The following is a 23,199-nucleotide window of genomic DNA, read 5'->3' as shown; positions in this document are numbered from 1 at the left end:
GTCGTTCCGCGCCTATGGCTGCGGAGCAAGGGCGAGGATATCCTGCAGCGTCGGGGCAGACTCGCGACGCGGACGTCGGCTGAATTTGAGGCCCTGCTTCTCGGCGTACTTGTGGACGCCCGCGTAGTTGCGCCCCAAGGCGACGACGAGGTCAGGCAAGGCGATGCCATGAGCGTGCGCGAGCGCGAGCGCGTGGCATTCGTCATCGCTCCAAGGTCGATGGTAGCCGTGAACCAATCCTAAGATATTCGCGCGAGTGAAGAGGGAGGCCTTGGTACGGCCCATCTTGTTGGCGAGATCCGCCATCGGCATCTTGCCATAGTGTTCACGCAGCGTTGCAACGTCGCCCTCGGTCCAGACGGGACCGCCTCAGAAGCCGTCCCGATTAACGTGAGTACCGCGCAGACCGAGGTATTCGGCCCGCCACTTGATCGAGTGGGTGGTGCGGCCGAGCCGGGCTATGAGCGGCGTGCGGCTCGTTCCGTCGGCATAGACGCGGGTCAACAGAGCGTCCTCGTCCGGAGTCCATGGACGGCCCCAACCGCGGCCGTAGCCTAGCTTGCGCAGGTGCGGGCCGAACCCTGCCTTCGTGCGCCGGGGAAAGCCCTCGGCAACCATCATCTCTATGATATCGACGTAGCGATGGCCCTCAGCCGCGAGTGTCAGCGCGCGGGCCGCCTCGGCCTCGGTCCATCCTGGCGGGTTGTTCGGGTGTCGCAGCCCAAGGTTGCTCGCGTGCGTGATCGTGCCCGAGAGCGGGCGACCGATCAGCACTGCGATCTGTGCGACCGGTATCGCGCGCTCGAAGCCGGCGCGCAGCTGAGCATCCTCCCACTCGGTCCAGCGTGGGGCATTGCCTTCGGTAAGGCCGAGAAGGCCGGCACGAGCATAAACGGCGGTGCAGGCTCGTCCGAGATCCTGTGCGAGCGCGGATGCGGGACGTGAGCCGTACTCGCGTGTCAGCCAGGCGTCCTCGGCCTCGGACCAGTTCCGCTGCGAGTTTCGGCGCAACCCCAAGGTCACGATCTTGTCGCGGACGCCGTGGATGCGCCGGCCGATCGCTGAAGCGATGTCGTCTATCGCGATGTCGTCGCGAAACAGGCGCTCCAGCGTTGCGACCTCGTCGGGCATCCAGGCATCGCCACGGTATGCCATCTCGCGAAGCCGGCCTGTCGGCGCCGTTCGTGCCGGACAGGCGACGAGCTCGACGATATCGGGCGCCAGGTCGGTCATAGGGCCACCACTGCGACGTCGCTGAGGCGGGCACGCAGACGCGCATGGAGACGCGCAATGCGGTCGTCGCCCTTGGGCATCGTATCGACGGCAGTGATCGCCGACAGGAGGTTGAGCGCCCGATCGGTTCGCTCCGCATCTAGCGACAGGTGTCTTGCGAGATCGCGCGCCGTGCTGGCGTTCGGAGAAATGCGTTTGAGTGCCTCGACGATCGCGGCAGCATCGGTAGCGGCGGGATCAAGGAGGAAGGCGTCCAGCGCGCGCGTGCCCTTGAGCGCGATCGCAGGGCCGTGGTCTGCCACCTCGGCAAGCCCGGCGAGGTCGAGTAACCGAGCCGCCTCGGTCGCGTCGACAGAGGCCGCGGCGCGCAGCTCGGGGGTTTTTCCAATATGCTCGGTGATCGTCGGATCGATGTGGGCGAGGCAGGGTGTCGCCGACAGGGCCGGTCCCATCGCGAAGAAGTCGCCAGGGACGAGCGTGCGGAGCGCATCGGCCTCCTTGGCTGAGAAGCCGAGAAGATCGGCTGCTCGCGCGATGTCGCGATCGAAGACGTTGAGGCCCACGAGGACGTTTTGGAGTTCGGAAACCACGGAGGTCGACAGCTTGGCGAGCCGTTGGGTGGCGATTACGGGCGCCAGCCCACGCTTACGGCCGCGAGCGCACAGATCGGTGAGTGTCGCGACGCCGAGGCGTCGCGCTTCCGCGTCTCGAGCGGACCCGGCGACGTGTGGCGCGAGGAGGTGTCCCTCGTCGATGCAGACAAGGACGGTGTGATCCCAGTCCTCGCGCGGCGCGCCGATGAGGCCGGCGAAGAAGGCTGCCGCCTTGATGATGCGCTGGTCGGGATCGAGGTCGGTCAGGTCGATGTGGATCGACAGCCGATGATGTCGGCTTCGCGCGGCCGCGGCGGTTAGGCCATCGGCGGTCAGTTCGACCGCGCGGATCGTGGTGGCACCGATGTGACGGGCGAGGTTCTCGAACTCGCCCTCCGGGTCGACGATCGCGATCGTCGTGTAGTCGAACGCTTCTTCAATGATCCGGCGCAGCGTTCGGCTCTTTCCCGCACCCGAGCTGCCCTGGATGAGCAGGCGCCCGGCAAGAAGTCGATCGAGATCAAGGTGGAGTGCGCCGCTCGAATGGTGGCCCAGCGGTACGCGATTGTCTGCGGCCTCGGGGAGCGGCCTGATGGGGGTGACGCAGGTGATAGCGGCATCCTTGTTCTGGCGTCGTATGGTTTGGGGTGTCAGGTCAGGGCGGCGACCTGCTTGGTGATCGGCGCCGTGCTTGCGACCCGCTCTGCCGAGAGCGTGTCGAAGGTTTCGGGCATGACCCGAGCGTCGTAGCGTGCCTTGTCGACGAGGCCGTAGATGGGCTCGCCCTCGTGGCGCGCGAAGCCGAGCGCATCCACGCTGGCGACACGGCGAAAGACGCATCCGACCTTGCCGTCAGGAACCCAGTCCGCCCATGACCCGGACGCCGAGACGCTCTCGTACTGCCCAATGATGGCGGTGTAGGCGGCGCGACGGCGGACGACGTGGCTTTCTCCGATCGTCACCTCCTCGCCGGTCAAGGCCGTCCAGCGATCCGGATGCCAGCATCGCACCGACCGACGGGCGTTCTCGACCTGAAGAACGATGCCGGGCACGGGCAAGCGGCGGAACTCGCTCGCAAAACCGTAGAGAACCAGCGCATAGTCGACGTCCTCCTCGTAGAATGGGTCCGCTAGACGAAGTGCCTCGGGCATCGCGGCTTGACGTTCATCGGAGAGGACGTAGCCGCCATGGCTCGGCGTCGAGACGCGCCAGATGCCGTGAAGAACCTGGTCGGCGCGATCGGGTGTTCCCCATGGCGTTGTGTCGGGCCGGGGGCTCGGCTGGAAGCGGGTCATCTGTCGTCTCCCTTATGGATCGGACAGGTCCCTCCCTCTCTCCTTCAATGAACCCAGGATCACCCGATATGCAGCTGGTCGAGCACGGCCGCTTCGAGCGCGCCATCTTCCAGGTCCTCGGCATGGATCGTCACCACCGGAGCGATCTCGCGGAGCTTCTCCACCTGTCGCATCTTGAGGCCCAACGTGTCGGCGTCGTGCCCGGTGACCACCTCCAGCGCCGCTTCCATGACCTCTCCTGTTGTGAAGTCACGTAGATCCAGGAGCAGATCGGGGCGGACCTCGCCCGCACTCGTCGCGACGTCGAAGAGCAGCCTCTTGAACCCGATGCCGATGCCACGCCGGCGGAGTCGGTATTGCAGATCGAGCAGACCCACGATGGTCTCGCGCTCCGCTGCATTATGCACGGCAATGAAGTTGGAGGGGCGAGCGACAGGCTGCGCATACGCCCGAAGCGCAGCATAGCCCTCGCGCGGGTTATGTTCGCCGATCACTGCAAGGACCAGGAACGGAGGCCCGATCCGGCGCTGATGAACGCCGATGTGCCTGATGCGATTTTTCACGATGAGCTCGCGTCCGCCCGCCAGCGTCACCGTCGTTCCCGAAATATCGACGGCGTAGAGCAGGAGGAATGCCTGCGGCGCATGTTCGGCGGGCCAGTGGCGCGCCGCCTCGCGCAGCTTCGCGAAGACGATGCCGCGTTCGTAGGGGTCTATATGGGTGTAGAGGTGGCGTGCGAGCGGGATGCCGGGAGCTATCTCGACGCGCTCGGCCGCGCTGCGCAGCCGTCCGAACTCCAGCGCCATCGACGCCTCACGAGGTTCTCCCCTACCCAGCGGCTCGACAACGTTGACCCGAGCCATTTCCATTAGCTGCCAGAGCAGGCGCGCAAGGCGCGGTATCGCAACGCCGCGCGTGCGATCATCTGGCTCGTCGTCTTCAGGAAGCTGGGCGAGCTTCTCAGGCGCGAGCCGGTGCGCGGAGAAGAGACCGTCTGGCTCGTTGATGGTGCGCGGCGTCGCGGTCGCCTTCTCGCGGATGCGGGGAGGTGCTTGTTCGCGAAAGAACGGGCAGTCGACATGGTGCTCCGGTCGCCGCTGCCGGATGCTCGTAAGGCGCCTGAGGTAGTATGTCTCGGCCTCAGACAGATAGGCTGGCGATAGCAGTGGTGGGTCAGCCGCGTCCCCGAGGCAGTCGCATGCGATCCACTGATGATGATCGCGCGCTTTGACCACCATGATGACCGAAGCCCGATGATCGCTGTCTTCGCCATCGCCGCTGTACCAGCGCACCAACGCGCGTCGCACGACGTCAGGGACGCCGGTGCGTGACGTAAGCCCTCTGGTGTCGCGCGGTACGAGCCACATGAGCGGGATCATATCGGAAGATCAGAGGGTGAAAAGGTGCCGATGAACACTTGCAAGGTCGCAGATGTTCACGTTACGTTCGGACGACAGGAGGATTAGGTCATGAAGCTTCAAGATTTCACCGGGCCGATCGATCTCGACCTCACGTTGCGCGACGCCTCGCTCAACCCCGATGTCCGACCGACCCGCCGCGCCATCGCCGCGGCCTCGATCGGTATCGAGCCGGAAGATGCCTACTATTCCGTGCGTGAGCTGCGGGAGGCATGCGAGTGGATCCACGAGGGCGACCCTGCCGGCAAGGCGAAGCTGGCGCAGATGCTCGGCAATCGCTGCGACGATTATCAGCGGTGCATCTACTACAATCTCGCGGGTCGTGGCGTGTGTGTGCTGATCGACGATCTGCTGTGGCTGGAGGCGCTGCTGCTCGGACGGGGACGCGTGGCAGGGTATCTGCATCGCACGAAGGCGCCGAAGCGGATCGCGCCGGCTCCCTACGTGGCGGCCGAGCCCGATGGCCCGGTTGGCCGTTTCGAGGCCGAGTTTGCGATCGGCGCCTCCTGGTCGCACGACCCGGGTCCCGACTACGATCCGATCGATCGTCCAGCAAAGCGCGATCGCCCGGCATAGGGCTGGAGCCTACCAAACAAAAAAAGCGGTCCGGCATCGTCAGCCGGACCGCTTTGTGTAGCGGGTACAGGCATCAGGCCCGCTCGCATGTGAGGCGTTCCCCGCGACGCCATTTCTCGGGATCGATCCAGGCGCCGGCATGGGCGCCTCGCTTGTTGGTCCTCGCATCCTCGTAAGCGCTCATATACCGCCCGGCGCGATCCGGATCGCTCCTGAGATACTTCGTGGCCGGCACCGCCCACCCCTGAGCGATCAGTTGCTCGCCCAGGTCAGAGCCGTTCACACTGACCACGGCAACCGGTCGACCGTAGCTGCTACTGCCAACCAAACGGATCGTCGCCTCCCCCGAGCGGAGCATGCGGGCGGTCGCGTCTTGCGCGAGCTTGCCGCAAGGATAGCAGCCGCTGGAGATCTGGCAGAGTTGCTTCCGCTCGAAGGCGTCCGCCCCTTATCTCGTGTTTTCTGCGACCGTAAGATTCGTTACGATAAATAACGTGATTGGCGACGGAGTCGGCATATGCGCGAATTCAGTGTTGTCCGTGAACCGGGGCTTGTTCCCTTCGGCGTCGTAGACGCCGAAGGAAACAAGCCGGCGGACATCACCGCATATCTTCGCTGGCTCGTCCTCAACGGTCGATCCCCGTACACTGTTCGAAGCTACGCCTTCGGCTTGATCCACTTTCATTCGTGGATACTGGCGAGAGGCGGAATGTTTGAGCATATAACCCCAAGCGCTATCGCCGAATACATTGCCGCATTTCGTAGTGAAGGGCCCTCACCGGGGCCGGCGACGACCAACCATCGTCTCACTGTTCTGTCAGGCTTTTACAGATTTCTGATCGATATCCACATCGACAACCCGGCATGGGCCGGCAAAAGGAACCCTGTTCCAATTGCTTTGCAGAGTGAACGAACCAAGCCGATGCACGTACGTCAAAGACGTGCTCGGGCTGATCTCCGACGACGCGTTCCACGGCCCGTCCATCGGCAACTCGATGCTTCCGAAATCGCTTCGCTTTTCAATTCCGCCCGGAGTTTGCGCGATCAAGCGCTACTGAAGCTTCTTGAGTGGTCTGGGCAGCGAATTGGCGACTGGAGCGACGTGAATGGTCGTCACGGCATCCTTGGCTTGAAGTTGGGTGATATCGACCCGTTCAGAAGGATGATAACCGTTCAGCTGAAAGGCTCGCGGCGGTCGCATATCATCCCGGTCGGCGAGCCCTTTTGGCCTATCTACAGTGAGTATCTCCAGACCGAGCGGCCCCCCGCGGATCACTCAGCGGCGTGGATCAGCTTCCGCAGAGGGAGGGGAAAACCGCTGACCTATGCAACGTTTGAAACGCTGCTTCGAGACCTGCGACGAAGATCCGGTGTACGCCAGGTAACAGCCCATTCCTATCGGCATACATTCGCCCAAGGATTACTTGATACGACGGATAATCTGGCGTTGGTGCAGGCATTCCTGGCTCATTCTTCCCCGGAAACCACTGCCGCGACGTATGTTCATGTCCCGCTAGGGAGGATGGTCCGGGCGATCCACGATCTCGAACAGCGCGCTACAGTAGCGCGAGACGATCATGATTCACCGACTTACGCTTTCGCCTATGATAGCAAGTCGCTGACCGAGCTGGAACTCCTCTTCAAGGACGCTGGGCATGAGTGAGCGGCAATGGCCCGATCGCGCCTTTGTGCAAAATCTCCGCTCGGCGTGCTACGATCGCGAGGTACTGGAACAATTAGTATCTGATTGGGCTAGCCACTTAAATACGGCAGCGGTCCGAAACAAGCGCAACCCCCAGGCCTATCTAATTACCCAAGGGGTGGGCCATTTCTTCGACCATCTTGATCAATTCGACGGGAAAACGCTAGCGGATCGCTGGATGAACTTTGAGTCGTTTTGGATTAAGAACGTCAAAGGTCGGGACCTAACTGCGGCACGGTTCAGGAATAGCATATTCCTGCCACCACTAATGTTACGCCTGGTTGTGCCATCGGATGATTTTATCGGCGGATACAGAGCCTTGAACTGGGTTCGCTTGTTGCTCCCTCCAGATGCTCCGCTCCGTGCATTGCTCGAGAATCTTGCTGTTGCGATCACTAACCTACCAAACATGTCGTATTCGCAAACAGTGCGCGTCAGCGCGTTGCATCTTGCGACCCGCACCGTTCTTATTAACGATTACTGGTCACTGAGCGATTTCCAAGACTCAGATCTGCTCCACCGGCGTGGGGAGCGTAAACGCCGCTTCAAGTTTGGATCAGATGCCCTCGATGCCGCCTTGTGCACGATGGGTGTCTTCAACCGAACACCGCTGCGCGGGATTGTGCGTGAACGGCGTCCTGTCGTCGCACCCACCTTGGCGGAGATGGTACGCGTGCGACAACTTCCCGATGAATATCGAGAGGTTACCCGGCTATACCTGGAAGCGTATCAGGTCCGCATCTCATCAAGATATTCGACATTGAGGAGCAAGCTGCAGGGACTTGCACGATTTTGGCGCTTTATGAAGGCCTGCTATCCCCAGATAGCCTCCACAGCGGCAATCCGGCCCGAGCACATCCAAGCCTATATACCACACAGCCTCGCATTTGCGCGGTCTAACTGCCGATCCAGCCCTAGCGGGGTGGGTCAAGGCAGCACGACAGCCAACCACGATCTAGCTACCGCCCGCACATTCTTTAGCGACATCTCTACCTGGTCTAGTGAGGAGGCGTCCCCTTTCCGAGAATACGCGCCGCCCGCACTGCCGTTGACCTTCCGGGAAACCCAGATCCCGGAAATCTCGCAAGCTTTTCGTCAACAAGAAGCGGCAATGACGCGCCGGATAATTGATCTAGAGAGGGAAATGCCGAGGGTGCGAGCCCTCGCGCACGAGCAGTGGCAGGCGGCACAGGACCGGATCGCCAATGATGACAGCCGAGAAGCCTTGCGGTCAGAGGCTGTAGCGTTCTGGAACTGGGCGTTCATCGAACTTCTCGTTCAAAGCGGTTTACGCATAGAGGAAGCGCATAACCTCACCGTCTTTGACATCCTCCGCCGCACCGATAACTCGGGGCGGGCCTATTTTCTGCTACATGTTGAGCCCTCTAAATTTGATAAAGCGCGGTTGATTCCGATCGGAGACTCCCTCGGCAAAGTGCTGTCGGAAATCATCATTCACGTGAAGCGCTTCTACGGTCTGGATCTTGTACCCCCGATCGATCATTTCGACTTCCATCAGCAACAGCCGCTCCCTCGAGCGCCCTATCTCCTCCAGGGCCGCACTCGACCGCATATGATTGGAAGGTCCACCATCAGGGCCGGGCTGGTTGAGCTATCTCGCAAGGCGGGAGCTCGCCGACATGACGGAAGCCGGCTCGACATCGCTCCACATGATTGCCGGCGCGTGTTTGCCTCCGAGCACCTCAACAACGGTACCCCGCCACACGTCCTGAGAGCGCTGCTGGGCCACGAGCGGCTCGACACCGTGATGATTTACGCGAAGCTCTATCCTGGTACGCTTGTAGAGGAATACCGACGCCACGTTCGTGGCGTCTATCAAACCATTCATGGTCCAGAAGTTTTGAAGGCGCCGACTGCGGAGGAATGGGGCGCTCTGGAGCGAAGTTGCGGATTGCGTGACATGGGCACTCATCTCTGTGCGCTGCCAGCAGGCGATCACTGCCCAAAAGGTCTCGTTTGCCTCGGGTGTGTGCATGCGCAACCTAAGAAGGCTGCCCTTCCCCTCTTCGAGAAGATGCGTGCAAATCACTCACGGGAGCTTGCTCGAGCCGAAGCGCGGCACGAGCCGTTAGGTCAGCTCGCCTCCCGACGCCTTGAATTGGCTCGACTTGATCAAGCGGTGCGTCGCGCAAACGAATTGTCGGTGGACGTCGCGCAGGCAATGGACGCGGCTTTGCTAGCGTGATCTCCGCGTCGGCCGAGCCATTAGATTGACGCCGCTCTCATTGAGGCGCCGATGCAGGGGTAGCGTAGAAGTGGGGGGCCCGTAGGGGTGGCCAATTAGGCTGCGCCCCGCCGCGTCGCCGTCGCTGTCATGCCGACTCTCGCGATCATTCGTCCAGCACGACAATTCCCGATTTCCCATCTCCGGACGACAATTTCGGGAAAACGCAATCGGGAACAGATTTCGGGAAAGAGGCCCAACATGACTGCTGTCAGCGCGGTCAGGTAGGTCCGCTGTCTCGCTAAAGCTTCCCAAACGAGAACGGGCGTATCCCTCTCGACCTGTCGAAACTGCAGACGTACTATCGGCCTATCAAACATAAGGGGGACCGTTTGTGGGGGCATGGGGCGCGCTGATTATGAGCTTCTTCGGAGCGGTGTTCGCAGCGTTGACGCTTTACTGGCAATGGCACTTGTCCGGGATCACTCTGGCGCTGCCCTTCTTAGGATTCATGCTGGTCGGTCTTGCCGCGAGCTATGTGATCCGTACCCCTGGCGAGGGCATCAAGCCGTCACCGAAAGAAGAACGAGCCATCATGTGGAGCAGCATTGGTGAAGGCGTCGGCCTTTTCCTAGCCGCTAACATCGTAGTGAACCTGCACCGGTCCGATCTTCTGTTACCATCAATGGCGTTGGTCGTCGGCCTCCATTTCCTGCCAATCGCCTTTGCTGGCGGTTTTCATCCGTTCTATGTTCTTGGAACGGCGTTAATTGCTGCAGCGATCATGGGCTTCATTGTCGAAGCCCCCACAGGCGGCAAGGTCGCTGGATTTATGGCCGCTGGTGCGCTCTGGCTCGCGTCCGGCATCGCAGTTCATCGTGATTGGCTCGCAAGGCGACAGACGCCAGCTACAGTCTAACCGTGTCACAAATCTTGATTCGATCGGGAAAGTGGAGTGCCGGGGCAGTGAGCCGCTATGGTAGTGCAGCCTCATGACGATATTCCCCAAGCCCATTCTGGACTACTGGCATGAAGCGTTCGCTGGTGACGGCAGCTCGACGTGGGCGGTAAGCGAGAAATTGAACCCCAAACGCCCGGCGATGATGCTGGAAGGGATTGATGGCCGGGTGCGAACCGTATTGCGACCCGAGCTGATCGATCGGGTCAGTCTTGATGCGCCGGGTGTCACGTCGATCGCCGACATACAGGACTTGTTGGAACGCGAGGGCGTCAGCCTGCACGATCCCGACTATCTGTTCTACCTTCCCGCGGATACGCGCGTCGCATGCGGTCAATCATTGGCCGCACGCCAACTTACGATCGAGGATCGGGATGCTTTCGAGGCGTTCCATGCCGATGCATCAGAGCAGGACCGCGACGATGCGTTTGTCGAACTCGATCATTGGGCGGTGTTCGGTTGCTTTGAGGACGGTCGGCTGGTCAGTGCCGCCAGCGCATACCCTTGGGAAAGCGGCCTGTTCGCGGACTTAGGAGTGCTGACGCTTCCCGATGTTCGGGGAAGAGGTTTCGCACGTGCGGTCGTCCTGACGATCAGCGAATTCTCGCGCCGAAAGGGATATGAACCGCAGTATCGTTGCCAGATCGACAACCTTGCATCCGTCGCCCTTGCTAAATCGTGCGGCTTTGCGTTGTTCGGCAAGTGGATAGTGGCATCTGACGTGCTCGATCGAACTGCGGCTTAGAGACACGCACATTCCCAACTGACCGTCCTTTCGCGAAAGCGCCGGTCTTGATCGCCCTTCGATTGCGGGAAAGGTCGTGTTCGGTCGAGCGGCAGGCAAGGCGTGGATGATGATCACAACCAGTGAACCGCCGTCGATCCTCACAGAGCATGATGCCGGTGATGTTGCTGACCTATATGCACGGTGCAACGACTACTTCATGTTGCAGGACGGGGAGCCGGCGACGCTGGCGGATGCGATCGATCTGTTTCGCGATGTTCCCGAAGAAAAGAGTTCGGCCGATCAGACCATTATGGGCTGGCGGAATGAAAACGGCCTGATAGCCGTAGGCGCCATCTTGCGTGACTATCCAAGCGACAGTGTCTGGTATCTCGGCTTCATGATCGTTGATTCAGCCGCCAGAGGGCAAGGCATCGGCCGATCGATTTATGACGCGATCGAGCAGTGGGCAGTGGCTCGCGGAGCAGAGGAAATGAGGCTTGCTGTCCTTGAGGCGAACGATGCGGCGGAGAGGTTCTGGCGGTCACTAGGCTATAGAGAGCTTCGGCGTGTCGGTCCCGACACCTTCAAGTTGCGGAGCCATCATCGCGTCGAGCTAGATCGTGTCCCACCGCGTGGTGTAGCTTCAGCGGCGTAGCCGCTTTGATCTCCGGACATGGCCGGGTCGATCACGCCGCCATGGACGACAACGTGACTGCGGGATCATCGCTCAATTGCGTTACGCTTTCCAGTGTCATGTAGCGTCCCCGCTGGACCGCCCACTCGTCGTTCTGCTCTAGTAGCAAAGCGCCGACGAGGCGGGTGATGGCATCCTCGTTGGGGAAGATGCCGACCACGCCGGTGCGTCGCTTGATCTCGCCGTTCAGGCGCTCGAGTGGATTCGTGCTGTGCAGCTTGGTGCGATGCTGCGGCGGGAACGACATGTAGGCGAGCACGTCCTCCTCCGCCGTATCCATCAGCTTTGCGAGTTTAGGGACGCTGGGTCTCAGCTGGTCGGCGACCTTGCGCCACTGACCCTTGGCGGCTTCGGGCGTCTCCTGTGCGTACGCGGTGGCGATGAAGGCCGAGACGACGCGCCGCCCGCTCTTGCCGGCATGGGCCGTAGCGTTGCGCGCGAAATGTACGCGGCACCGCTGCCACGTGGCGCTGAACACGCGTGAGACGGCAGCTTTGATGCCCTCGTGGGCATCCGAGATGATGAGTTTCACACCGCGTAGGCCCCGCCGCGCGAGGCCGCGGAGGAAGTCTGTCCAGAACGTCTCAGCCTCCGACGCACCGATCGCCATGCCGAGCACCTCGCGCCTGCCGTCACCGTTCACGCCGACTGCAATGGTGACCGCGACCGAGACGATCCGACCAGCCTGACGCACTTTCAGGTACGTCGCGTCGATCCACACGTACGGCCAGTCGCCCTCGATAGGCCGGTCGAGAAAAGCCTTCACGCGGACGTCGATCTCCTCGCAAAGCCGGCTTACCTGGCTCTTCGAGATGCCGCTCATACCCATGGCCTTCACCAGGTCGTCGACCGAACGGGTCGAGATGCCTTGGATGTATGCCTCCTGGACAACCGCGGTCAGCGCTTTTTCTGAAAGGCGCCGGGGCTCCAGGAAGGCGGGAAAGTAGCTGCCCGTCCTCAGCTTGGGGATGCGCAGTTCAACGGTGCCGGCCCGCGTTTCCCAGTCGCGCTCGCGGTAACCGTTACGTTGGGCAAGCCGGTCGCTGCTCTTCTCGCCATATCCAGCGCCGGTCAGACTACCGACCTCCAGATCCATCAGCCGCTGCGCGGCAAAGCCTATCATCTCACGCAGGAAATCTGCATCCGCGCTCTTTCCCACCAGCGCCTGCAGGTTCATCGTGTCGTCGGTCATCGAAGGTCTCCTTTGGTTGAGTCTTGCAACCCAAACCTATCCGAAGATCTTCGATGGCCACCCGTGAACCTGACCGGCCGCTACAGCGCTGGATGATAGCGCGCGGCCGGTCAGCTTCACTACCGCTGAGCTACACCACCACGCGGGACACGACCTCGAGCTATGCCGGCCATTGAGCAGCAACCTAGCCGCTTCGCCCGCCCAGTAGCATCACCGTTCCCATTTCCCGCTTCTAATGGGAACGCCCCGACCGTCTTGCTGGCCGTTCCTTTGTGGGGAAGCTGACCTTGGCGACCCTACCGTCAGCGATTATTGACCGTCATTAGCAGGGCGGAAAGGCCGGATGGATGATGGATATGGATCGGGAAGAGGCATGTGCGGCCATATCGGTGCCGGAGAGCATGTCCGCACCCTTGGTTGGGTATGAATGGGCGCGAGATAACGTCGGGGAGTCAGGCGGTGCCGTTTACCGGCTGCATGGCAAGCTCGACGCGCCTGATCTGTTCCTCAAACACGGTCGAAGCTCCGTCGCCGCCGACGTGATCGACGAGATGGTTCGGCTGCGTTGGTTGGCGAGGCACATCCCGGTCCCGGCCGTCGAAGGCTTTGTCGCCATGCAGGATGAAGCGTGGTTATTGATGACGGCGCTGCCCGGACAGACCGCATACCAGCTTCTGGAGGCGCAGCCCGATGCCCACGTCGGGATAGTCGATGCGCTCGCGGCGTTCCTACGCCGTCTTCATGCGATCCCGGTCAACGAATGTCCCTTCAATAGCGATCACGCCTACCGACTTGCACGGGCGCGCGAGCGCATCCACGCGGGTCTGGTCGAGGAAGATGATTTTGACGACGAGCGTGAGGGCTGGACGGCAGAACAGGTGTGGGAAGCGATGCAACGCCTGCTGCCAATGCCGTCCGATCCCGTCGTTACGCATGGCGATTTCTCGCTAGATAATATCCTGATGGTCGATGGCGAGGTGGTCGGCTGTATCGACGCCGGCAGAGTTGGTGTCGCGGACCGCTATCAGGACCTGGCGATATTGTGGAATTGCCTCGGGGAGTTCGACGCATTGCTGCAAAATCGGCTTCTTGAGCAATATGGCATCGCTGACGTCGACGAACGCAAGCTCCAGTTCCACCTGATGCTGGACGAGATGTTTTGAAGCCCGCGCGCTTTAAAAGGCCATGACAGTCACTCCGGCGCTCTCGGCATCATTGAGTGCGATTGGTAGCGTGATGGCCGAGGCGCATGATCCTTGGTGGATCATCGCGAGCGCAGCCGTTGCCCTCCACGGGGCCGATCCCGGCCATGTGTCCGACGTGGACGTGCTGTTGAGCGTTGCCGACGCACGGCGCATCCTGCCGGCGATCGGCATTGAACCTCGACCAAAATCGGCGCACGCGGCGTTCCGATCGAGCATCTTTGGCACTTGGACCGGGACAACCTTGCCGGTTGAGTTCATGGCAGACTTCCACCGTCGATCGGGCGAAGAATGGTTGCCCGTTCAACTAGCGACCCGACTTTCCGTCGAGGTCGAAGGCGTGGTTGTCTTCATTCCCGAACGGACGGAGCTACAGGCCATGCTTGCCGCATTTGGTCGGCCAAAGGACATTCAGCGTGCCCAAAGCCTAGCAGCCGTTGCTTAGCGGCTTTCTCGTTTCACCATCGTTTTCGAGATGGCCAATCGCCCCATACGCTCTACGCGACACAGCCATCAGAGTCCCTGATCCATCCAGCCGCCTTGAGGCGCGTGACAGCGGATCGCGCGACAGGTGCGACCATGCCGTTGGATAGCCGCAGACGCATCGAGCGGGCATCTCCTTCAACGGCTAAAACTGCATGGGCCGCAACCCACCACGAGCGATGCGTGCGTAACCCATCTGCCTCGACCGCCTCGATCGCACGGCTGAGAGGCATAAGGATCAGCTCGGAACCGGCGGGGCGATGCACGCGGACGTAATGATCCTCCATTTGCAATGCCAGCACCTCTCGGCCCAGCGGCGTTGCGATCGGATCGATCGGGGGCGGTGAGACTGGATCGTCATGCGATACAGACGCGGAGCGACGCAGGACGAAGCCGACACGTGCCATCGCAATCACGCCAATCGTCGCCGTCTGCGCGAACCAGCGCGGAAGTGAGAGGTCGAGCCGCGCCAGCTCGGGCCATAGCCAGAACGCTGCCACACGCGTTGCCAAGGCTTCGGGTATGCTGGCGAGCAATGTCGCCCCGATCAGGGCGAGCCACCAGGTTCGCGAACCGATGGTGGTACAGACGCCGACGATCCTGAATGCCGCGCCGTAGAGCCCAAGTCCAAGCAACATTGCGCCGATCCAGTAGGCGAGCAGCCGGACCGGGCCACCGTTCAAATAGCTGCCGAACGGTCCGAGGATCGCCAAGAGAGCGCCGATGGCGACAGCTAATCCAACCCAGCGGACGACGGGGGTCGACATTCGGCTGCGATCAAGAACGAGGGAAGGCGGGTGGGTCACTCTACCTTCTACCGCGATCACGCTAGCGAACGAAACCCGTTTGCCTACTGACGTACCCGTTCGCCCACTCGCGAATAGACAGCTTCCGCAAGAGCTTGTGCCGGGTCATCGGGGTGCACGCCATTACGGAGTTCATTATGTCATTGCGCCTCGCCATTGCCGCACTGTTCCTCGCCGCTACCATTCCTGCGGCCGAAGCCCAGTCCGTGCAGGCCGGCTTTGAGCGGCAGCTGACAGCGGATGGCACCGAAGTGGGTATCTGGTATCCGACGACTGGCACGCCTGTTCACCAGCGGCTCGGCATCTACGCCCAAGATGTGGTGCCCGGTGCGCTTGTGCCGGGTGGCAAGCACCCCCTAGTCGTCATCTCACATGGCACCGGAGGCGATTTCGCCGGCCATGTTGATACCGCCGTAGCGCTCGCTCGCGCTGGCTTCATCGTCGCCGCACTCACCCACCCCGGCGACAACTGGCGCGACAACAGCCGAGCGACGCGGATAGAGGGGCGTCCGATCGCGCTAAGTGCCGCCATCTCGTACATGTTGCAGGCTTGGCCGGGGCGCGCTGCCATCGATCCCGACCGCATAGGAGCCTTCGGTTTTTCAGCAGGTGGATTCACGGTTCTGGCGGCTGCCGGAGGGAAGCCGGACATGACCCGCTTTGCCGATCACTGCGCAAAGCATCCCGCCTTCTTCGTATGTACGCTCCTCAAGTCGCAGCCTCGAACGCTGTCGAGCGCGTGGCCGCCGATGACGGACCCGCGCATCAAGGCGATCGTCGTCGCTGCACCGGCAATCGGCTTTACTTTCGACCGTGCGGGGCTGGAAAAGGTCCGCATCCCCGTGCAACTTTGGCGTGCCGATAACGATCAGATTTTGCCGGCTCCCTTCTATGCGGATGCGGTTCGCGCAGCACTACCGATCAGGCCGGATTTCCATGCCGTCTCCGGCGCGGGGCATTTTGACTTCCTTGCCCCGTGTGCCGAACCTGCGACTATGCCGCAGCTATGCGCCAGTGCGCCAGATTTCGACCGCACGATGTTTCATGCCCGCTTCGACACGGAGGTGGTACGGTTCTTCGCGGAAAAGCTGAACCGGCCGGGCTTGGCGGCTATACCCGATGGTACGCGGTTGAGGCCATATGCAGCCTGTTACGCTATCGTAGGATCATCGGCCGAAGGCTCACCCGTGATCGGATCGACGTGGCAATCTGTTCGGAAGGACAAGCTGGAAGGCCGGCCGATCTGGCGGATCGTGGTGAATCAGCGTCTCGCCAACGGCCGGCTCGATCTGCGCGACGCTTTCGTGCTTGATGCGCGCACCTTGCGGCCGATCAGCCTGACGACGACGCGCGACGGCAAACCCCACGCCAAACTGTCCTACGGCTCCGATCGTGTCACGGGGTACAAGTTCGATCGGCAACGCAACCGTGTGGCGGTCGATCAGGCTTTCACGAGTCCCGTTTGGGACGGCAACCTTTTCGGCCCGACATTCGCCGCGATGCCGCTGGCTATTGGGAAGAGCTTTACACTGCCCTTCTACCAGTATGACCGTGGCCTAGGTGCATTCACGGTCGCCGTTACGGGAACCGAAGTGGTGACGACGCCGACAGGACGGGTGGAGGCTTGGGTGATCGACGCAGGGTCAAGCGTGGATCGGCGCCTGAGGTATTTGATCGCCAAACAGGATGGAAGGGAGATCGGGTATAGCTCACCACAGGGCGGGCAACGGTTAGGGGGGACGTGCGCGGGCCTACAATAACCTTTCCGTCCCTGCGGCACGGGATTATGAGAACGCCAAGGGTTTCCGAAAATTCGATCCTTTTCGAGAAACGGTAACGTCGCAATATCCGAGATAGCCCTGCTTACCGAACGCGGACCTTGCTGCTTCTCAGCGAATTCCGTCATCCCCGAAACGGCATGCCGACTAGAATAGCCGCAGCGCATGGCGTATGATTCCGAACATCCTCTAGTTAATTTGCTACTTACCGACTTCAGGCTGCAGCGGCGGTTTGGCTCAAAGAAATTCGTAAGATTTGTCGCACGTGAAAGCTGCTGAGGCGGTTCAGGCCGGCCACCGCCAGCTTTTTGGGATAGCGCGGCGACCGGCCTGAACCGCCTCAGCAGCAACAGCAGGAATAAATCACGAGATAAACTTGCCTGAGAACCGGAAGTCAATGCTAATGGTGTCGCCGTCCAGCGCGCGGCCTCGTCCGGTGAGATCCTGTGCGGGCTCGTGCCCGGGCTCGGCTGCCCCGCAGGCCGCAAGTGCGACAAGGGCAAGGAGGATCGCCGTCTTCATGCGTAACGCAGCTCGAGCTCGACGTTCGGATCGTCGACGAGCGCCGGGATGACCCGGAAGGGCTGAAGGATATCTCCGGTACGCACGACCGAGACTTGGCGCGCCCCAGCGTCGAACATGCGGGCGGCGACAGCCTGCGCGTTGGCGCGGCTGCATAGATGCGATCGCTTGGGGCTGATCGGAGCGGTGAGGTCATCGTGACGAAGCATGGGATTGATCCTGATGCTGGACGGCTCGGCGATCAACCGAACACCGTCTTGTGGACGCGGGTCTGGGTCGGCGGGGGAACGATGGTCCACGGCATGTCGCGCAAGCCAGAAATACGATAACCCGGAAAATCGGAACCGAGCTTGGCGAGCGCGATCTTTCGGCCGCGCTTGTGGACGACGAAGTCAGTGCCCTCGTGCCCGTCAACGAACTTGATGGGGTGTGGCAGCCGGATGTGCATGCCGTGCTCGAGCGGCCGCTCGGATCGCTGGGCGAGGCGGTCGAGGCAGCGGCGCCGCCAGTTGAGCGCCGAGGCGTTGTCGGTGTCGCCGAGCAGGGAGAGGATACGCTCGGGGCACGCGGCCTCGTTCGGCCCCATCGTCTCGTCCATATCCTTGTAGGCGAAGACGAAGCCGTCCTTTGCGCGGGGGTTCCAGCTGACCAGGCACACGACGGCGATGGTGGGCTCGTCGATGCCGTCGGTGCTGGGCGTGACGGCCGCGTACCAGACCTTGTTTCGCAGGCACGACGAAGCGACGACGCGCAGCGCCCTGCCCTTCCCCTCCGCGTCGCGCCGGTCGTACGTGAATTGCGCGTCGAGATAACTTTTGGGCGTCGAATGAGGGGTCATCGATGACCGTGGCATGCTGAGCCAACCCATGGCGATGTTCCTTGCTTATAGGGGTCGGAGACGGACCCGATCAGTCCGCCAGGAGCGCCGGCGCCGGCGCTGACGTCGTCAGCCGCAGCTCTCGCTGCAGTCGTTCAGCGAAACGCTCGGTCGCGAGCAGCTCGCGTGCCATGGCGTAGCGGGCGCGATCACCCAGATGGTCGTGACGGCCGCGAACACGACGATAGTTGACCTCGTGGCCGGGACCGAGTGCGGTCAGCGAGAGTTGCACGCGCACCTCGTCGGTGTGGAGCGTGATCTCGCCGGATTGAGACGCGTGGCCGCGGTTCGATCGAAGGTCGTAATCGCCCTCGCTCAGTCCGAGTGCGACAGCGAGGCGGTGCAGGGCCGCGCGTCCTTCGACATGGAAGAGATCCTTCGCAGCCGCATCGTAGGCGACGCCCCGGATAGCGAGCGTGGCGAGTGCCGGGTGCTTCTTCAGCTCGGCGATCTTGTCCTCGCAGCGGCGTCGCAGAAGAGAGTCATCGGATCCGGCTCCGGCGATGTGGCCGAGGTGACGCGCGAGGAGCAGCACGCCGGGATCTGCGTCGAACGGCACGCCGGCGTTGCGACAATCGTCGATAGCGGTGGTGACGGCGTGCAACGCAGCGACGATGGTCGTCAGCGCGCTTGGATCGAGTGCCTGCTGGTGGCGGAAGGCGACGTCGTAGGGCATCGTGGAGGTCTCCCGAGCGCCACATCGCGCTCGAAACCTCGCTCCCCCTTCCCTCTTCTCCCCCGGCTGGATCACGGTGCTCGGAGGTTAATGGCGCTCACGTCGACCGGAACGATCCACGCCCTAGTCGGAAGGCCCCCACGACGGTCCCGCCATCCCAGTGCCCGCCGAGGATCCCACGCCGTGGCACGCTTGCGACGGGGTAGCGTCGCGCCGCGAGCAGTCGGGCTCGTCGCGTGTCGCGGTCGACAGGCGTGTCGGTCATGAAGTGAGTCGCGAAACGAAGGGGAAGCATGGGTCACCTCCTATCGGGCAGCTGCAAGCAATGTCGGCTTCACAGCATTAGGCCAAGCGGGTCGCTGGAATGGGCAGCGGCATCGAAGCCACGATGCCAGGCACCTGCCAGTCGGCTGCCGCGGCGGTAGCAGCACGCGGAATTGCCCATCACCTGGGCGCGCCAGCCCGCCTTCTCTGCCTCCCATTCGGCATTCGGAGGACTGGGCGCCAGTAGGTCGAGGAGATGGTGCGTCACCTCCCGCCGGCCAACTCGTCGGCTGCGATCATGATGGTGATCGCTTCCTCGAGCGCGGCGTCATCGCCATTGACCACGCGCGCTGCGGGCTTTTGACGCTTGATCGCGGACGCCACGGTTTCGGCCGGTCGGCCCTTGAGCGCGTAGGACCAGACCTTTCCATCCTCGATGACGACGAGGTTCTTGCGGAAGGTGCGCCGGAGCCGCTTGGCTTCCTCGATCCGGGTCATCAGTGCGGCGACCTCGAACTCCAGCGTGTGCTTCAGCACAGTGTCTCCGAAGCGGGTTGGCGCGCGGTTGGCGGCGAGCCACACGTCGACGTCGGCTTCGCTGAGCGAGCCTACCGGATGGAACATGTCGGCCGCGCCATGACCATGGTTGGACGCGAGGAAAGCGCGCTGCCCATCCACCCAGATCTCGGCGCTGTAGCAGGTCGTCTCCTCCGACAGCGCGGCGACGATCTTCAGCTTGCGCAGCTCGATGTGCATGGTCTGGGCTCCTGTGATGACGCGCGGTCATGCCGCGAGCGCTTGCATGTTGCGGGCTTGAGACCCCTCGTCAGCGGCGTCCTTGAGCCACGCGACGGCCTGCTCGGCCTTCGACGCGGCCTTGATGATCGCGCTCGAATCTCCCTTCAGGATGCGCAGCCAGTGATCGATGTAGCTGGCGTGGTTGTCGTGCAGTTCGCCTGGGAGGCCGAGGTCGGCGCAGATGAGGCACTGCCCGATCGAGGCGACGAGCTCCTCGAAAGCGTAGGCTTGATCGCCGAACTTCTTGCCGAACTCGCGATTGAGCCGCGACTGCGCGCCCGAATAATGAACGTATTCGTGGCCGAGGGTGCTGGCGTAATGATCGTCCGACCGGAACATCGTCCGGTGCGGCATCTGGATGTAATCTCCGATCGGCGAGAAAAACGCCTGGTCGCCACCATGCCGCACGGTAGCGGGCAGCGCGTCGAAGAAACCGTCGATAGCGGCACGATGCACGCTTTCGACCCGCGGTTCGGGCGGCGCGGCGACCGGATAGTAATAGACCGGCAGGCCGTCGATCTGCTCGACGTTGAAGACGGTGTAGGAGCGAAGGAAGCGGATGTTCTTGTTCGCCTCCTCACCCGTCACGCGATCGGTCTCAGTCTTCGAGAAGCTCGAGAAATAGACGCTGTGCGAACCGTGCTCGCCGCGGCGAACCTGGCCACCGAGTTCTTCGGCCTGACGGTAGGTCATCCAGGTACGCGCGGAGTAGCCGCGTGCGTCACCGATCGCCCAGAGGTAGAGATTGTTGATGCCGGTGTACGGCGTGCCGCAATGGCGCAGCGGGCGCCCCCCGGCGCCGGTGAGGCCCCACGGGCGAGACCATGGCAAGACGCCGGACTCGAGCTTCTGGATGATGAGGCTGGTGATTTCGGCCGCGACGTCGCGGCGCGGTTTGTCGACGGGTTTCCGACGAAAGGTCATGTCTAGGTCTCCCTTGTAACGGCAATTGGCGGCCGCCCCTTTGTGGAAGACGACCGCCAGTCAGGCCCGGGAGGTCCCAGGCCGCGGGTTGGCGTTGGACCTATTCGGCCGCGATCAGCGCCTGGTCGTCGTTGACCGAGCCGAGCGCGCCCTCCGCCTCGTCGCCATCGCCATCGGCGGGATCCTCGATGTCATCGCCGCTGGTGACATCGTCCTGCGCCGTCTCGGAAGCTTCATCATCGACGCTCTCGTCGAACTCGGCGTCGGCGACCGCGGCCACCACGTCGAAGCGCATCGCGTCCGGCACCCAGGCAAGGGCGGCTTCCTTGGTCTCCGCCTCGGTGATGGCCTCACCGGCGAACAGCTTCTCGCACGACGTCGAGATCTCGCCCTTCTTGGAGCCGACATAGCGTGCCGCCAGCACTGGCCCACCCACGTCGGTGAGAAGGGCGAGCAGCGTCCCCTTCGACACACGGTCGAAGAAGTTTGCTGAGGTCGGCCGCCACCATTTGGCGACGTCGATCTCGAGGATCGAGGCGAGGCGGGCGTGGAGCGGATTGGTCTTCGCCGAGCTGTAATCGGGCTTCGCCTCGAGCGACGACGCAACGGTGAGGGCCAACCAGGATGCCTTGGCATCGTCATCGAGTGCCCGGAATGCCTCGAACCGTTCGACCGGGCTGCTCGACGTGGTCCAATCGCTGTTCAACGATTCACGCGCCTCGGCGATGGCGAGCTGCGCCTGGGTCGCGGGCTGGTCCTTGGGCATCTGAGGATCCTGCGGCCGACCCGCAGTGACGGTGGTGCCATAGCGACTGTAGCTGCGGCTCTGGTCCGTCATCGCGAACAGCATGTAGTCGAGGGCCAGACCGGGGTCGGCGAGGATCGATGCCGCCAGGATGTCGCGACGCTGTACCGCGAGCTCGTCGTGGAGGCGTGCGCTCAGCGGCTTGCCGCCGGGAGCAACCGCTTCGGGCGGAAGCGACGAGGTGTCCCGAGCGCTGCGGGTCGAGCCGGACGTGCCGTCGCCGGCCGAGCCTTGGAGCGGCGTTTCGCTGAAGTAGGTGGTCTCCAGCGTCATCTTGCCGTCGCGGCCGAGGGTCAGGAAGGTGCCCACCTTGCCCCTGATTTCGTCGGAAAGAACGGGCGGTCGCGAGTGCAGCGTCTGATATTCCTCACGGAGCCGCTCGAACTCCTCCTCCAGAGCCGCGTACGCGGTCTCCTCCATCTCCTCGTCGGCCATCAGCTCCTCGAGCGTCTCGCAGCGCGCGACGATGGCGTCGGAGCGTGCGGCCTCCTCCTCGCCGAGCGGCGCGGGCTCGAGCGTGACGCGGTGCAGATCAGCGGTCGCCCCGTACAGGCTGGTGGTCGCGATCGGCCGGACCCAGGCGAGGCCCTGTTCCTCGCCGACGCGCTTCGCCTCGGCTTCCATGATCGCGGCCGCGAGCGTCTGCGCAAGCTCCGGATCCGACCAGCGATCGCCGTCCTCGCTGAACAGGTCGCACTCGACCTTGCCGCCTGCAGCCACATAGGCGTCGGCGCCAACGAGGATCGCGACCGGGTCGCTCGCCTTCATCGTATCGTTCACGATCGCGCGGCGGATCTGATCGGCGTTCACGTAGGAAGAATGGGCGTACTGCTGGAAGACGCGCTCCTGCTTGGCCTGATCCTCTGTGGAGCCGTAGGCCTTGGCCATTTCCAGCGTGATGCGTCCCTCGCTCAGCGCTTCGAAGATCGGTTCGGCGAGATTGGCGAGCCGGAGCCGGCCCTCGATGAAGCGTCGCGTCTGGCCGAACCGGTTCGCGACGGCGTCGATGTCGCCGTCGGATTTGAGGAAATGCTGAAATGCGACGCATTCCTCCGCTGCGGTCATCGGCTCGCGCTGGAAGTTCTCGGTGAGTGACACCTCCCGCAGGTCCGCGTCGTCGCCGGAGACGATTTTGACCGGCACGCCGTAGGTCGCCGCGTCGATCTCGCCAGCGTCGGCGAGCATCATCGCGCCGAGATAACGCCGATCGCCGGCGATGATCTCGTACGTTCCCTTGGGTCGTGCGGCGGTAACGAGCAGGTTCTGCATGATGCCACGCGCACGGATGCTCGAGGCCATCGCCTCGATGTTCCGGGGCGGGGTGGTACGGACGTTCTTCTCGGAGCGCTTCAGCTTCGCGAGTGGCACGGTCTGGGTCATCGTCGTCTCCATCGGGTGCCCGGCCGCGCGACGTCTCGCCGCACCCTAACCGGACACCCTCCCGCTCCCCCTCTCCTTCCTTGTCTCGATCGCTCCGGTGCCCGCGCTCAT

General features: G+C 62.7%; 25 protein-coding genes. 9 read left to right on the top strand and 16 right to left on the bottom strand.

Going from position 1 to position 23,199, the window contains the following annotated elements; all coding sequences use genetic code 11:
* Positions 1 to 12: 12 nt before the first annotated feature.
* The 5 genes from ASF14_RS22195 to ASF14_RS07675 all read right to left on the bottom strand — a co-directional run bounded on the left by ASF14_RS22195 (position 13) and on the right by ASF14_RS07675 (position 4,488).
* Entirely contained in the window at positions 13 to 306 is a 294-nt protein-coding gene (locus tag ASF14_RS22195; RefSeq protein ID WP_236696983.1) for a hypothetical protein, read from the bottom strand.
* Positions 307 to 369: 63 nt separating this feature from the next.
* Positions 370 to 1,233, bottom strand: a complete 864-nt coding sequence (locus ASF14_RS07690; protein WP_236696982.1) for a hypothetical protein — start codon at positions 1,231 to 1,233, stop codon at positions 370 to 372.
* The gene (locus ASF14_RS07685; RefSeq protein ID WP_116463003.1) at positions 1,230 to 2,438 is read right to left on the bottom strand and encodes a helicase HerA domain-containing protein; all 1,209 of its coding nucleotides are present in this window, start codon (positions 2,436 to 2,438) and stop codon (positions 1,230 to 1,232) included. The genes ASF14_RS07690 and ASF14_RS07685 overlap by 4 nt, the downstream gene beginning before the upstream one ends.
* Positions 2,439 to 2,476: 38 nt before the next feature.
* Complete coding sequence (locus ASF14_RS07680) at positions 2,477 to 3,121, bottom strand: DUF7007 domain-containing protein (protein ID WP_056433758.1); 645 nt, start codon at positions 3,119 to 3,121, stop codon at positions 2,477 to 2,479.
* 59 nt (positions 3,122 to 3,180) lie between these two features.
* On the bottom strand, positions 3,181 to 4,488 hold the full coding sequence (locus ASF14_RS07675; protein WP_201780557.1) for a hypothetical protein: 1,308 nt from the start codon (positions 4,486 to 4,488) through the stop codon (positions 3,181 to 3,183).
* Positions 4,489 to 4,590: 102 nt separating this feature from the next.
* Here ASF14_RS07675 and ASF14_RS07670 point away from each other — a divergent pair, with 102 nt between their 5' ends.
* Positions 4,591 to 5,115, top strand: a complete 525-nt coding sequence (locus ASF14_RS07670) for a hypothetical protein (protein WP_056433753.1) — start codon at positions 4,591 to 4,593, stop codon at positions 5,113 to 5,115.
* Positions 5,116 to 5,188: 73 nt separating this feature from the next.
* Here ASF14_RS07670 and ASF14_RS07665 read toward each other — a convergent pair whose 3' ends face one another.
* Complete coding sequence (locus tag ASF14_RS07665; RefSeq protein WP_269083242.1) at positions 5,189 to 5,527, bottom strand: thermonuclease family protein; 339 nt, start codon at positions 5,525 to 5,527, stop codon at positions 5,189 to 5,191.
* Positions 5,528 to 5,632: 105 nt separating this feature from the next.
* Here ASF14_RS07665 and ASF14_RS20740 point away from each other — a divergent pair, with 105 nt between their 5' ends.
* The 5 genes from ASF14_RS20740 to ASF14_RS07635 all read left to right on the top strand — a co-directional run bounded on the left by ASF14_RS20740 (position 5,633) and on the right by ASF14_RS07635 (position 11,342).
* Positions 5,633 to 6,778 carry a tyrosine-type recombinase/integrase gene (locus ASF14_RS20740; protein ID WP_082442137.1) on the top strand — a complete coding sequence of 382 codons (1,146 nt, stop codon included), beginning with the start codon at positions 5,633 to 5,635 and terminating at the stop codon, positions 6,776 to 6,778.
* Positions 6,771 to 9,023 carry a tyrosine-type recombinase/integrase gene (locus ASF14_RS20735; RefSeq protein WP_082442136.1) on the top strand — a complete coding sequence of 751 codons (2,253 nt, stop codon included), beginning with the start codon at positions 6,771 to 6,773 and terminating at the stop codon, positions 9,021 to 9,023. Before ASF14_RS20740 ends, ASF14_RS20735 begins: the two co-directional genes overlap by 8 nt.
* A 397-nt stretch (positions 9,024 to 9,420) precedes the next feature.
* Positions 9,421 to 9,921 carry a hypothetical protein gene (locus tag ASF14_RS07645; RefSeq protein ID WP_236696981.1) on the top strand — a complete coding sequence of 167 codons (501 nt, stop codon included), beginning with the start codon at positions 9,421 to 9,423 and terminating at the stop codon, positions 9,919 to 9,921.
* Between the two features lie 73 nt (positions 9,922 to 9,994).
* The gene (locus ASF14_RS07640) at positions 9,995 to 10,705 is read left to right on the top strand and encodes a GNAT family N-acetyltransferase (RefSeq protein WP_082442135.1); all 711 of its coding nucleotides are present in this window, start codon (positions 9,995 to 9,997) and stop codon (positions 10,703 to 10,705) included.
* Between the two features lie 106 nt (positions 10,706 to 10,811).
* Positions 10,812 to 11,342, top strand: a complete 531-nt coding sequence (locus ASF14_RS07635; protein ID WP_056433734.1) for a GNAT family N-acetyltransferase — start codon at positions 10,812 to 10,814, stop codon at positions 11,340 to 11,342.
* A 31-nt stretch (positions 11,343 to 11,373) separates the two neighbouring features.
* Here ASF14_RS07635 and ASF14_RS07630 read toward each other — a convergent pair whose 3' ends face one another.
* Complete coding sequence (locus tag ASF14_RS07630) at positions 11,374 to 12,573, bottom strand: IS256 family transposase (RefSeq protein WP_017503803.1); 1,200 nt, start codon at positions 12,571 to 12,573, stop codon at positions 11,374 to 11,376.
* Between the two features lie 347 nt (positions 12,574 to 12,920).
* On the opposite strand from ASF14_RS07630, the gene ASF14_RS07625 reads away from it, so the two are divergent.
* Both ASF14_RS07625 and ASF14_RS07620 read left to right on the top strand, forming a co-directional pair.
* Positions 12,921 to 13,736 (top strand): APH(3')-I family aminoglycoside O-phosphotransferase, encoded by an 816-nt coding sequence (locus ASF14_RS07625; protein WP_056433730.1) that lies wholly within the window; start codon positions 12,921 to 12,923, stop codon positions 13,734 to 13,736.
* Between the two features lie 22 nt (positions 13,737 to 13,758).
* Positions 13,759 to 14,220 (top strand): hypothetical protein, encoded by a 462-nt coding sequence (locus tag ASF14_RS07620; protein WP_156361085.1) that lies wholly within the window; start codon positions 13,759 to 13,761, stop codon positions 14,218 to 14,220.
* Positions 14,221 to 14,272: 52 nt separating this feature from the next.
* On the opposite strand, the gene ASF14_RS07615 is transcribed toward ASF14_RS07620, so the two are convergent.
* Positions 14,273 to 15,025 (bottom strand): LytTR family DNA-binding domain-containing protein, encoded by a 753-nt coding sequence (locus tag ASF14_RS07615; protein ID WP_056433722.1) that lies wholly within the window; start codon positions 15,023 to 15,025, stop codon positions 14,273 to 14,275.
* A 152-nt stretch (positions 15,026 to 15,177) separates the two neighbouring features.
* Between ASF14_RS07615 and ASF14_RS22190 the strand changes: the two genes are divergently transcribed.
* Positions 15,178 to 16,824 (top strand): DUF3108 domain-containing protein, encoded by a 1,647-nt coding sequence (locus ASF14_RS22190; RefSeq protein WP_236696980.1) that lies wholly within the window; start codon positions 15,178 to 15,180, stop codon positions 16,822 to 16,824.
* 381 nt (positions 16,825 to 17,205) lie between these two features.
* On the opposite strand, the gene ASF14_RS21400 is transcribed toward ASF14_RS22190, so the two are convergent.
* The 8 genes from ASF14_RS21400 to ASF14_RS07575 all read right to left on the bottom strand — a co-directional run bounded on the left by ASF14_RS21400 (position 17,206) and on the right by ASF14_RS07575 (position 23,088).
* Positions 17,206 to 17,364: a hypothetical protein gene (locus ASF14_RS21400; RefSeq protein ID WP_156361084.1), complete on the bottom strand. Its 159-nt coding sequence runs from the start codon at positions 17,362 to 17,364 to the stop codon at positions 17,206 to 17,208.
* Complete coding sequence (locus tag ASF14_RS07605) at positions 17,361 to 17,609, bottom strand: hypothetical protein (RefSeq protein WP_082442134.1); 249 nt, start codon at positions 17,607 to 17,609, stop codon at positions 17,361 to 17,363. The genes ASF14_RS21400 and ASF14_RS07605 overlap by 4 nt, the downstream gene beginning before the upstream one ends.
* Positions 17,606 to 18,232 (bottom strand): DUF6927 domain-containing protein, encoded by a 627-nt coding sequence (locus ASF14_RS07600; protein ID WP_056433719.1) that lies wholly within the window; start codon positions 18,230 to 18,232, stop codon positions 17,606 to 17,608. Before ASF14_RS07600 ends, ASF14_RS07605 begins: the two co-directional genes overlap by 4 nt.
* Before the next feature lie 40 nt (positions 18,233 to 18,272).
* Positions 18,273 to 18,917 (bottom strand): hypothetical protein, encoded by a 645-nt coding sequence (locus ASF14_RS07595; RefSeq protein ID WP_056433716.1) that lies wholly within the window; start codon positions 18,915 to 18,917, stop codon positions 18,273 to 18,275.
* 334 nt (positions 18,918 to 19,251) lie between these two features.
* On the bottom strand, positions 19,252 to 19,449 hold the full coding sequence (locus ASF14_RS07590; RefSeq protein WP_056433713.1) for a hypothetical protein: 198 nt from the start codon (positions 19,447 to 19,449) through the stop codon (positions 19,252 to 19,254).
* Complete coding sequence (locus tag ASF14_RS07585; protein ID WP_056433710.1) at positions 19,446 to 19,937, bottom strand: hypothetical protein; 492 nt, start codon at positions 19,935 to 19,937, stop codon at positions 19,446 to 19,448. The genes ASF14_RS07590 and ASF14_RS07585 overlap by 4 nt, the downstream gene beginning before the upstream one ends.
* Before the next feature lie 27 nt (positions 19,938 to 19,964).
* The gene (locus ASF14_RS07580) at positions 19,965 to 20,903 is read right to left on the bottom strand and encodes an ArdC family protein (RefSeq protein ID WP_056433708.1); all 939 of its coding nucleotides are present in this window, start codon (positions 20,901 to 20,903) and stop codon (positions 19,965 to 19,967) included.
* A gap of 100 nt (positions 20,904 to 21,003) precedes the next feature.
* Positions 21,004 to 23,088, bottom strand: coding sequence for a ParB/RepB/Spo0J family partition protein (locus tag ASF14_RS07575; protein WP_056433827.1), 2,085 nt, complete (start codon positions 23,086 to 23,088; stop codon positions 21,004 to 21,006).
* Positions 23,089 to 23,199: the final 111 nt, after the last annotated feature.

The sequence above is a fragment of the Sphingomonas sp. Leaf257 genome (assembly GCF_001422185.1).
In the GTDB taxonomy this organism is placed as follows: Bacteria; Pseudomonadota; Alphaproteobacteria; order Sphingomonadales; family Sphingomonadaceae; genus Sphingomonas; species Sphingomonas yabuuchiae.
This window is presented reverse-complemented; position numbering and strand designations above follow the sequence as displayed.

Coding starts and splice junctions, on each gene's coding strand:
- ASF14_RS22195 (WP_236696983.1), bottom strand. CDS start 306: ATGGCGGATCTCGCCAACAAGATGGGCCGTACCAAGGCCTCCCTCTTC.
- ASF14_RS07690 (WP_236696982.1), bottom strand. CDS start 1,233: ATGACCGACCTGGCGCCCGATATCGTCGAGCTCGTCGCCTGTCCGGCA.
- ASF14_RS07680 (WP_056433758.1), bottom strand. CDS start 3,121: ATGACCCGCTTCCAGCCGAGCCCCCGGCCCGACACAACGCCATGGGGA.
- ASF14_RS07675 (WP_201780557.1), bottom strand. CDS start 4,488: ATGTGGCTCGTACCGCGCGACACCAGAGGGCTTACGTCACGCACCGGC.
- ASF14_RS07670 (WP_056433753.1), top strand. CDS start 4,591: ATGAAGCTTCAAGATTTCACCGGGCCGATCGATCTCGACCTCACGTTG.
- ASF14_RS20740 (WP_082442137.1), top strand. CDS start 5,633: ATGCGCGAATTCAGTGTTGTCCGTGAACCGGGGCTTGTTCCCTTCGGC.
- ASF14_RS20735 (WP_082442136.1), top strand. CDS start 6,771: ATGAGTGAGCGGCAATGGCCCGATCGCGCCTTTGTGCAAAATCTCCGC.
- ASF14_RS07645 (WP_236696981.1), top strand. CDS start 9,421: ATGAGCTTCTTCGGAGCGGTGTTCGCAGCGTTGACGCTTTACTGGCAA.
- ASF14_RS07640 (WP_082442135.1), top strand. CDS start 9,995: ATGACGATATTCCCCAAGCCCATTCTGGACTACTGGCATGAAGCGTTC.
- ASF14_RS07635 (WP_056433734.1), top strand. CDS start 10,812: ATGATGATCACAACCAGTGAACCGCCGTCGATCCTCACAGAGCATGAT.
- ASF14_RS07630 (WP_017503803.1), bottom strand. CDS start 12,573: ATGACCGACGACACGATGAACCTGCAGGCGCTGGTGGGAAAGAGCGCG.
- ASF14_RS07625 (WP_056433730.1), top strand. CDS start 12,921: ATGATGGATATGGATCGGGAAGAGGCATGTGCGGCCATATCGGTGCCG.
- ASF14_RS07620 (WP_156361085.1), top strand. CDS start 13,759: ATGACAGTCACTCCGGCGCTCTCGGCATCATTGAGTGCGATTGGTAGC.
- ASF14_RS07615 (WP_056433722.1), bottom strand. CDS start 15,025: ATGTCGACCCCCGTCGTCCGCTGGGTTGGATTAGCTGTCGCCATCGGC.
- ASF14_RS21400 (WP_156361084.1), bottom strand. CDS start 17,364: ATGAAGACGGCGATCCTCCTTGCCCTTGTCGCACTTGCGGCCTGCGGG.
- ASF14_RS07600 (WP_056433719.1), bottom strand. CDS start 18,232: ATGGGTTGGCTCAGCATGCCACGGTCATCGATGACCCCTCATTCGACG.
- ASF14_RS07595 (WP_056433716.1), bottom strand. CDS start 18,917: ATGCCCTACGACGTCGCCTTCCGCCACCAGCAGGCACTCGATCCAAGC.
- ASF14_RS07585 (WP_056433710.1), bottom strand. CDS start 19,937: ATGCACATCGAGCTGCGCAAGCTGAAGATCGTCGCCGCGCTGTCGGAG.
- ASF14_RS07580 (WP_056433708.1), bottom strand. CDS start 20,903: ATGACCTTTCGTCGGAAACCCGTCGACAAACCGCGCCGCGACGTCGCG.
- ASF14_RS07575 (WP_056433827.1), bottom strand. CDS start 23,088: ATGACCCAGACCGTGCCACTCGCGAAGCTGAAGCGCTCCGAGAAGAAC.